Origin of the sequence: Massilia glaciei (genome assembly GCF_003011895.2) — a bacterium.
Taxonomy (GTDB): domain Bacteria; phylum Pseudomonadota; class Gammaproteobacteria; order Burkholderiales; family Burkholderiaceae_D; genus Telluria_A; species Telluria_A glaciei.
This window is the reverse complement of record NZ_PXWF02000310.1, coordinates 1-9,947: the sequence shown is the minus strand read 5'-3', so window position 1 is coordinate 9,947 and position 9,947 is coordinate 1. Positions and strand designations below refer to the sequence as shown.

The 9,947-nt window shown below is 64.5% G+C and carries 5 protein-coding genes and 1 pseudogene; 2 read left to right on the top strand and 4 right to left on the bottom strand.

Features of this window, described 5'->3' with window-relative positions:
- Positions 1-133: 133 nt before the first annotated feature.
- From C7C56_RS24130 to C7C56_RS24120, 3 genes and pseudogenes are all read right to left on the bottom strand, one after another.
- Complete coding sequence (locus C7C56_RS24130) at positions 134-2,272, bottom strand: hypothetical protein (RefSeq protein WP_106759900.1); 2,139 nt, start codon at positions 2,270-2,272, stop codon at positions 134-136.
- Positions 2,273-2,517: 245 nt separating this feature from the next.
- A pseudogene (locus C7C56_RS30815) lies at positions 2,518-2,741 on the bottom strand (hypothetical protein); the annotation flags it as partial.
- A gap of 59 nt (positions 2,742-2,800) precedes the next feature.
- Entirely contained in the window at positions 2,801-5,845 is a 3,045-nt protein-coding gene (locus C7C56_RS24120) for a CHASE domain-containing hybrid sensor histidine kinase/response regulator family protein (RefSeq protein ID WP_106759976.1), read from the bottom strand.
- Between the two features lie 527 nt (positions 5,846-6,372).
- Between C7C56_RS24120 and C7C56_RS30120 the strand changes: the two genes are divergently transcribed.
- Positions 6,373-6,672, top strand: a complete 300-nt coding sequence (locus C7C56_RS30120; protein ID WP_229458964.1) for a helix-turn-helix domain-containing protein — start codon at positions 6,373-6,375, stop codon at positions 6,670-6,672.
- Here C7C56_RS30120 and C7C56_RS24110 read toward each other — a convergent pair.
- Positions 6,647-7,384, bottom strand: coding sequence for a helix-turn-helix transcriptional regulator (locus tag C7C56_RS24110; protein ID WP_106759899.1), 738 nt, complete (start codon positions 7,382-7,384; stop codon positions 6,647-6,649). The two genes, C7C56_RS30120 and C7C56_RS24110, sit on opposite strands and share 26 nt — an antisense overlap.
- 430 nt (positions 7,385-7,814) lie before the next feature.
- Between C7C56_RS24110 and C7C56_RS24105 the strand changes: the two genes are divergently transcribed.
- Positions 7,815-9,947: HAMP domain-containing protein (locus tag C7C56_RS24105; RefSeq protein WP_181373333.1), on the top strand; the 2,133-nt coding region annotated here is incomplete at its 3' end.

The window sequence follows — 9,947 nt, the reverse complement described above, 5'->3', positions numbered from 1 at the left end:
CCTGCCAGGTGCCTGGCGTCCACTGGGAATTGCAAAAGGAGGCTTCAAGCGGCGTCGGTTTGGTCCGTCAGCTGCAAACGCGGTCCCGCTTGAACGGGGGGGCCAGAGGGGCGCGCGCCCCCCTTTTTTTCGCTCAATACGCCGTCATGCCACGGAAATCGATGCCGTCCCCGCCGACAATTCTGCCTGCGCCCGTAGCGGTGTCGATCGATATGAATTTACCGTCGGAAGTCACCCCATAGAGGCTATTGTCGTAGAACGCCATCCCGCAGAGCGAATTGAATCCGACACCGGCGCCAAAGGGTTGCGCCTGTCCCGTACCGAGATCGACTTTCATCAGGGACACGGAGGCTTGGCCGCTGCCGGGATCATAACCGGTCAGCGCGCCGAACAGGTTGTCGTCGGCGTCGAAGGCCATGCCGAAGCTGGGAATGTTAACACCGCCAGCGGGATTGGGCCCCAACACGCCGATCAGCGTGGCCGCCCCCGTTCCCGTATCGATCAGGTAGAGACCGGTCGCGCCGCCCGCTGGGGTGGCAATGCAGTACATCTTGCCATTGGAGGCGATTGCCAGCTTGGCCCCTTTGGTCTCGATTCCCAGGCTGCCCACGGCATCACACGCGCCAGTTTTTAGATCGATCGCCAGCAGTTGATCGGCCGTCATGCCGTAGAGTGATTCCCCGTAGGACGCAATGTCGACCAAATCGACATCGACAGTGGCCAACCGCGACGCAGTCCCGGCGGCGCTGTCGATGGCGTATATCTCGCTGCTTATTCCATTTCCACCGATGGCGTAAAGCCCCTTCTTCGAACGCATGAAAATCGGTGCGCCCAGCGTCACAACCCAGGTGTCGACCACCGTATTGTTATAGAGCTGGGTCTGCATCAGAGGGCCAATGCCGAAGCGGTCGCTGAACGGGATGGAATAAACCTGATTGCCGGTGGCGTCGAAGATCTGCTGCGCATACGGGTTATAAAATGGATGCAACGGCTGCAATACGGACGGCGATGGAACCTTGCTTGAGTTCCACCAGGCCACGCTCGGCACATCCTTGTAGAGCTGCCCGTCGTAGGAGGCGTAGGATCCGGCGCCCCCCTCGTAGGTGGCGTCGCTGCCCGGGAAACCGCCCAGCAGGCCGGTGGTGATTTCGCCGATCGCCAGGCTTTGCGTGATGCCGTACGCGGTGCCGGGTCCGCCTCCGGTTGGGGAGTCGACGAACAGGCCGGCCGCCGCCATGTCCGTGGCCAGTTGCGCCCAAACACTGTTGAAGGTGGTGGAGCCCTTACCGGACCCCAGAGGGTCGGCTTGCCCGTAGATGGTGTTGTTGAAAATCGCATCGGACGTGTTGGCGCCGATTGTCGGCGAGATCGTCATCACGGCGCCGGTGTAGCTGGTCCCGGTGGTGGCCTGCTCGCCAAATTTGATGACCGTGGTCGTGATCGTGCCCGTGAGCGTGATGGTGTTGTCGGCCGCAACGGTCGCGCTGAAATCGAAGGCATAGTCGTAGTTGATGTTTCCGGCCGCCGGCGTCTGCTGCGTGTTGAAGGCATTGCTATTCTGGACGGTCGTGCTCTGATCCGCCTTGTGCAGGGAGGCGAGATAGGCGTCGAACGTGGGATACGGATTGGCGCCCGCGCCGTAGGATGAGGGGCCGATGTAGCGCAAGATATTCCCGCTCAAGACGGGCGTGGCCAGGGCGCTTTCGGAAGTCAATTTTTTGAACGCGTCCGCGAGCCGTTTGGTGCCCGTGGCGGTCCCCTTGTAATAGCCGCGGGTCTGGAGCAAGGTTCCCGAACTGCCGCCGTGGTAGCTTTGAATGCAGATCGGGGCCGCGAAATAGTTAATGTTGGTGAGATTGCCCTGCCCGTTGGTCGCGCCCGCGACGTAGTCGATTTCGAAAGGCTGGTAGGCTTTCGAGTAATTCGCGCCGCCGCTGCCGATATAACTCGGCTGCGCATTTCCCGACAGGTCGCCGCTCATCACGAAACCATTGAACGCCTGGGTGGCCGCGTAGGAAACGAACACGACCGGTCCCTCGGCGTTGGCGATGCTCAAGCCACCGGCACCGAGGGTCGCCAAATCGATAGACTCGGTCATCATGTCGCCCGCGTTGGCCCGTCCGACCGACTGGCCGCCGTACGTGGCGATCAGGCTCTGGCTGGGGTCCTGGAATGTGATGAACACCTGTTCGTCCGGAAGGCCGGTGTTATTGATGAATAACATGCTCAATTGCGGATCGGCCACCGCGGCGGTGGTCTTGGAATCGGACATTTCTACTCCTTCTGAAATTTTCCACGCAAAATGAGGCTAACCTCGCGCCGGTGCCGCCATTTTTGGTCCAGGCTGTTCGCGGGCCGGATGCGAGACGCCTCGCTCGATGTTGTCCTCGCACCCGATGGCGGCGACGCGGGACTTCACTGCCAAGTCTACGCCGCAGCTGATTGTTTCACCACAATAATTTCCAGTTCACAAAATTATTTCTTCAGCCACCCTGGCCGCGTGCTCAACATGAAGGGGCGCGCGGCCAGCACCGCCTCGAGCATATGGTAGCGGTCGTCGACGCGGCGGGAGCGGTAGCCCGGGCACCAGGCGCGGCAGCGCGGGCAGGTCGAAAATCGGCTTGGGGAGCACGAGGTGGAAAGTCGCCATTGTTCATGCCGAGCAGGCGCACCACACGTGACGGCACCGCGCGCATTGGCACCAGCGGGCAAAACGTCACCCCGCCCGAGACGAACATGTGGGCAAAACAATCCATTCGGATGTTTTATCGGAGGGGGCGAAGCCACTCCGCAGGACCGATCAACCGGCCGCGGGCACCGTCAACTCGAGCGCGATGTGCGCGCGCAGCCGCTCGAGCAGCGGATACATCTGGTCGATGATCGCCTGCGCCTGCTCGAGCGTGCCGCCGGCGCGCAGTTGTTCGAGCTCGAAGCTCACCTGGCCGAAGCTGGCGGCGCCGACCGCGCGCGCCGACGACTTGGTGCGGTGCCCCAGTTCGGCCAGCCGGACCAGGTCGCCGCGCGCGTGCGCCTCGCTGATCTCGGCCAGGCCGTCGCGCGCCGAGTCGAGGAACATGAACGCGTACTTGCGCATCTTGTCGGGGTCGCGCCCGAAGGTGGCGGCCAGCGCCTCCATGTCGAGCAGTCCGGCGTCGGACGACACCAGCGGCGCGGCGCCGGTCTTGGTGGGCGCTTCGTCACCGGCGCCAACGGCGCGGCGCCGGCCATTGCGCGCGGGGCGCTTGCGCAGCCAGCGCGCGATGACCTCGAACAACACCTGCGGCGCGATCGGCTTGGACACGAATTCGTCCATGCCGGCGGCCAGGCAGCGGGCCCGGTCGGCCATGCCGGCGTTGGCCGTCATGGCGATCACGAGCGAATCGCGCAGGCGCGGGTCGGCGCGGATCGCGGCGGTGGCCTCGAAGCCGTCCATGACCGGCATCTGCACGTCCATCAGCACGCAGTCGAAGCGCTCCTTGAGCATCATGTCGATCGCCTCCTTGCCGTTGTTGGCGACGACGACCGTGGCGTGCAACTCCTCGAGCAGCTCTTGGCCCACCTGCTGGCTGAAGATGTTGTCCTCGACGAGCAGGATGTAAGCGCCGGCGATCTCCTCGAGCACGCCCTGCGGCACCTCGTCCGGCCCGGCCGGAAGGAAATTGACGCATTTGCCCAGCCGCGCGGTGAACCAGAACGTGCTGCCGCGCCCCGGCGCGCTCTCGACCCCGACGCAGCCGCCCATCAGTTCGGCGAGCTGCTTGCTGATCACCAGGCCCAGCCCGGTGCCGCCGTATTTGCGGGTGGTTGACGGGTCGGCCTGGTGGAACGACTTGAACAACTCGCCCACCTCGGCCGCGCTCATGCCGATGCCGCAGTCCCGAACGTCGAAGCGCACCATGGTCTCGCCGCCGGCCTCGGTTAGGGGCCGCGCGCCGATCACGATGGCGCCGTCCTCGGAGAACTTGATGGCGTTGCTGACGAAGTTGAGCAGCACCTGCTCGAGCCGCAGCGGGTCGCCGCGGAACTGGTGCGCGAGGTCGTCCGCCATTTGGAACTCGAGCGTGAGCCGGCGCGCGGCGGCCGCCTCGCCGAGCTGGTTGGCGATGTTTTGCATCAGCGTGCGCGGGTCGAAGTCGAGCACCTCGAGTTCGAGTTTTCCGGCCTCGATCTTGGAAAAATCGAGGATGTCGTTGATGATGCCGAGCAGGTGCTGGCTCGAGTGCGAGATTTTTTCGAGATAGTCGCGCTGCTTCGGGTTGGTGGCCGACTTGAGCGCCAGGTGCGACATGCCGATGATGCTGTTCATCGGGGTGCGGATCTCGTGGCTCATGTTCGACAAAAAATTGCTCTTGGCCAGGTTGGCGGCGTCGGCCCTGGCCCTGAGCGCGTGCAGCTCGGTGACGTCGGTGGACAGGCCGATCACGGCCGCCACCTCGCCGTCCTGCATGACCGGCACCTTGACGTTCCACAACTGGCGCGGCGCGCAGCCGGGCAGCGCGAATTCGCTCTGGGCCGCCGAGCGCTGGCCGGAATCGAAGATCCGCAGGTCCTCGCGCCAGTACGCGTCGGCCAGATCGTCGGGCAGCACCTCGCGGTCGAATTTGCCGATGACCTGGTCGGCGCGCAGCCCCATTCCCGCTGCGCTCTTGGCGTTGATGTAGGTGTAGCGGCGCTCGCGGTCCTTCATGTAGACGTGGGCGTCGAGGCTGTCGAGCACCGAATCGAGCAGCGCGCGCTGCGCCATGGCGCCGCGGCGCGACCAGTAAAGGGTGAAGAAGAACGCGTACAGGAGCATCGTCCCGGCCATGCCCGCCACCAGCGAGGCGACCGGGAACGCGCGGTCGAAGGTGGTGTACAACTCGCTTTTTTTGACCCTGAACCGGGCCTTCCAGCGGCTGCCGTTGAAGTCGACCGGCAACACCGTTTCGAGGTAGGCGGCCCGCCCGGCGACCGCCGGCGGCGCGCCGGCGCCATCGCTGAACAGCAGGCGGTCGGCGGCGCCGATGGCGAGCGGCGCGTTGCCGCCGCCGCCGGCGCCGTCCTCGTACACCGCCAGGCGCACCTGGCGCAGCGCCATCTCGTCGATCGCGCCCTGCACCAGCGCCGGCATCGATATGACGACGCCGACCGAGCCGGCATAGGTGCTGCGGCGCGCCGCCAGCCCGCGCGGCACGGAGCCGCCGTGGTAGATCGGCAGTTGCATGTTCAGGTCCACATGGGTGTGCGGGAGCGGGTTCTGCAGCGGCGCGCCGGCGGCGTGCGGGCGCCCGTTGTCGCGCGCGTGCGCGAGCGCGCGCGCGGCGACCGGATCGGCGCCGATGTCGGTGCCCAGCGCGTCCCTGAGCACCTCGAGCGGCTCGATGAAGGTCAGGATCGTGTAGGCGGGACGGTGCCCGGGCGGGCGCAGCGCGAACCCGGGCTGGCCGGCCGGATCGACGCTGCGGTCGGCGCGCGCCTGCGCGACGAATCCGGCCAGTTCGGCCTCGGGCACGTGCGCGGCGTAGGTGAGCACCTCGATCGCGGGGAAGTTGACATCGATGTCGAGGCCGTCGACGTAGCGGTGGAACTGCAAGCGCGTGACGGGCGCGTCGGAGGTGTGGAAAAGCGCGACCACGCCGCGGATGACGTCGGTGTACGATTTGACGCGCGCCGTCAGGCTGTACTGGGCGCTGCGCGCCACGCCGCCGAGGCGTTCGCGCGCGTCCGCCTCGACCGTGCGCGCGGCGGCCATGTGGGCGAGCGCGCCGACGACCAGCGACAAGGCGACGCCGGCGCCCCATAGCAGCAAGCGCGACCTGCTCGCGCCCTTGGCTGCGCTGCTGATGTTGCTGATCACTTGCTCCATGTGCTCGCTTCCGTGGCTGGCGTCGCGCTGTCCCTGTTGGAAGTCTCCGGCCGCTTCTTTTAGTTGCACAGTACTATCAAATGGAATGCCGGCGCGCACGATCGCCGCGGCGCCCTTTTATCATATTTACAACTCAAGAATCCACACGCTTCGTGAAAACGATACCAGACTCGCGGCGGCGGCATGCTGTTCCATCGATATATATTTTGTTGCAAGCCACACCGGGTGGCGCGCCCATCGTTCCACCTCCTTGAAAAGTCGCGCCGCTGTACATGATGATCCGCGAGCCCGGCGGCGGCCCGCGCTTTCGAGGCGCGCCTGGCTTCCCGAGCGCGGCGCGTTGTTGTAAATTGTTAACGTATGTGGTTTTTGTTCATGCGAATGATCGACGGCTACGACGCGCTCGTTATGCGGACCGCATAAATAATCATGCAAATCGGGTAGGGTGAGAACTATTAGATTTGCTAGGTATGCCCGCCGCCGGACAGGCGGATAATGAAATACATTTGTGTTTACAGGGATGCGCCATGGGTGAGGAATACAAGGACGGAAACGACAACGACAACGACAACGACAACGACGGCGAGCCGGCGGCCGGGCGCGCCGACCACGCGGACCATCCGGGCACGCGCAATTTGGTGATCCGGGACCTGCGGCAGATCCGGGTCAACCGGCGCGAGAGCCAGGCCACCTTCTGGGCCCGCTTCGGCGTCACGCAGTCAAGCGGCAGCCGTTTCGAGACCGGCCTGGAAGTGCCTCCGGCCGTCGCGATCCTGGTCAGGCTGTATATTTCGGGCCGGCTCAGCGACCGGGATCTTGTGGCGTGAGGATGCCAAGGCTGATCGCCTTGACCAGCGCCTGCTGGCGCGTGTTGACATTGAATTTCTGACGCACGTTGGCGAGATGGAAGTTCACGGTCGCCTCGGCGCAGCGCGTGATCTTCGATATCTCCCACGACGACTTGCCGACCATCACCCAGTTGAGCACCTCGAGCTCGCGCCTGGTCAGGCGCGGCGCGCCCTCGCCGGGCGGGCGCGCGCCGATGAACGCGAGCGAGGACTGGAAGGCGTAGTCGCGGATCAGCGCCAGGGCGGGCATGAACTCGCCCGCCGCCCTCCTGAACACCGCCCCCGGAAGATGGTCCGAGGCGAAGCTGACCACCCCGAACTCGCCGTCCGGGCCGTGGATCGGGAATGTGATGCCCGAGCGGATGCCATAGCCGCAGGCCTCCTCGTAGAGCGCGCGCTGGTCCGGCGCGCCGAAGGTTTCGGGCTCCCACACGATCGGCAGGGCGCTGCCGAGGCAGTGGCCGACGGTCGGATCGACATAGGCCAGCTTGCCGGCGTCGTAGGTGTCGCGCCACTCGGACGGGTAATTGCTTTGCAGGAAGGCCGACTCGAGCTTGGCGTGCCTGGACCCCACCACCCCGTACAGCACCTGTTCGAAACCTTGCGAGCGGGCCAGCCCGAACAGGGCCGCGCGCCAACCTTGCTCGTCTTTGCAGTCGAGCAGTTTGAGCAGTTGCGCGAGATCGACCATGGCACCCTTCCAAAATATCGCCGAACAGCATAACGCGTATTGGGATCCGCCACCCGATTTTGTTGGAAAAACTTAATTTGTAGCCGATTTTTCCAGAAAATGCGCGTTTTCTCCCTGCCATGACTCTCCGCTTTCCCGGGCCAATGGGGCGCCCCGCGGCCGCGCGCCCCGCGGCGTGAATCGTGCGTCATAGAAATTTCCCGCTTGATAAACTCGGAAGGTTTTTTGTGCCATTTCTGCCAAGAATTGTTAAACTGGCCCCGCGCCGACCAGTTCAAGGCGTTCGCAACAAGACAGGCCGGCCGGCAACCGGCCGGAGAGAAGGTCGCTTCCGGCGTGCAGATTTCGACAACCGCAACACGGATCATCCCGGCGCCCACCCCAAAATTACAATCAACACCGTTTTGCAGGATAACCGAGGACTACGTCAATGAACAACATGACCGAAATGACCGAAGAGCTCGACGCGAAACTGCTCCTTGCCACCCTGATGGCCCTCAAAAAAGGGGACTTCACGGCGCGCATGCCCTCGGATTGGACCGGGGTCTCCGGCAAGATCGCCGACACCCTCAACGAGATCATCGAGACCAAGGAACAGATGGTGCAGGCGGTCACCGACGTGAGCCGCGTGGTCGGCCGCGAGGGCCGCCTCACGCAGCGCGCCTCGGTGCCCAATGTGGTGGGCGGCTGGGCCACCATCATCAGCTCGGTCAACACCCTGATCGACGACCTGGTGCGCCCGACCACGGAGATGGCGCGCGTCATCGGCGCGGTGGCCAAGGGCGACCTGTCGCAGACCATGGCGCTCGAGGTCGACGGCCATCCGCTCAAGGGCCAGTACCTGCGCGCGGCGACCACCGCCAACACCATGGTCGAACAGCTGTCGTCGTTCTCGTCGGAGGTAACGCGCGTGGCGCGCGAGGTCGGCACCGAGGGCAAACTGGGCGGCCAGGCGCAGGTGAAAGGCGTGGCCGGCACCTGGAAGGACTTGACCGACTCGGTCAACTCGATGGCGGGCAACCTGACCTCGCAGGTGCGCAACATCGCCGAGGTCACCACCGCGGTGGCCAACGGCGACTTGTCGAAAAAGATCACTGTCGACGTGCGCGGCGAGATTTTGCAGCTCAAGGACACCATCAACGTCATGGTGGACCAATTGCGCTCGTTCGCATCCGAGGTCACGCGCGTGGCGCGCGAGGTCGGCACCGAGGGCAAACTCGGCGGACAGGCCTATGTGCCGGGCGTCGGCGGCACCTGGAAGGACTTGACCGACAACGTCAACTTCATGGCCTCGAACCTGACCGGCCAGGTGCGCAACATCGCCGCCGTGACGACCGCGGTGGCCAACGGCGACTTGTCCAAAAAAATCACGGTCGACGTCAAGGGCGAGATCCTCGAACTCAAAAACACGATCAACGTCATGGTCGACCAGTTGTCCTCGTTCGCCTCGGAGGTCACGCGCGTGGCGCGCGAGGTCGGCACCGAGGGAAAACTGGGCGGACAGGCGCAAGTGAAAGGCGTGGCCGGCACCTGGAAGGACTTGACCGACTCGGTCAATTCGATGGCGGGCAACCTCACCGGCCAGGTGCGCAACATCGCCGACGTGACCACCGCGGTGGCCAATGGCGACTTGTCCAAAAAAATCACGGTCGACGTCAAGGGCGAGATCCTCGAGCTTAAAAACACCATCAACGTGATGGTCGACCAATTGAACTCGTTCGCCTCCGAGGTCACGCGCGTGGCGCGCGAGGTCGGCACCGAGGGCAAACTCGGCGGCCAGGCCAACGTGCCCGGCGTGGCCGGCACCTGGAAGGACCTCACCGACGGCGTCAACTCGATGGCGGGCAACCTGACCGGCCAGGTGCGCAACATCGCCGACGTGACCACCGCGGTGGCCAATGGCGACTTGTCCAAAAAAATCACGGTCGACGTCAAGGGCGAGATCCTCGAGCTTAAAAACACCATCAACGTGATGGTCGACCAATTGAACTCGTTCGCCTCCGAGGTCACGCGCGTGGCGCGCGAGGTCGGCACCGAGGGCAAACTCGGCGGCCAGGCCAACGTGCCCGGCGTGGCCGGCACCTGGAAGGACCTCACCGACGGCGTCAACTCGATGGCGGGCAACCTGACCGGCCAGGTGCGCAACATCGCCGACGTGACCACCGCGGTGGCCAACGGCGACCTGTCCAAAAAAATCACGGTCGACGTCAAGGGCGAGATCCTCGAGCTTAAAAACACGATCAACGTGATGGTCGACCAGTTGTCCTCGTTCGCCTCGGAGGTCACGCGGGTGGCGCGCGAGGTCGGCACCGAGGGCAAACTCGGCGGCCAGGCGTATGTGCCGGGGGTCGGCGGCACCTGGAAGGACTTGACCGACAACGTCAACTTCATGGCGTCCAACCTGACCGGCCAGGTGCGCAACATCGCCGCCGTGACGACCGCTGTGGCGCGCGGCGACCTGTCCAAGAAGATCACGGTCGACGTCAAGGGCGAGATCCTCGAACTGAAAGACACCATCAACGTCATGGTCGACCAGTTGTCGTCGTTCGCCTCGGAGGTGACC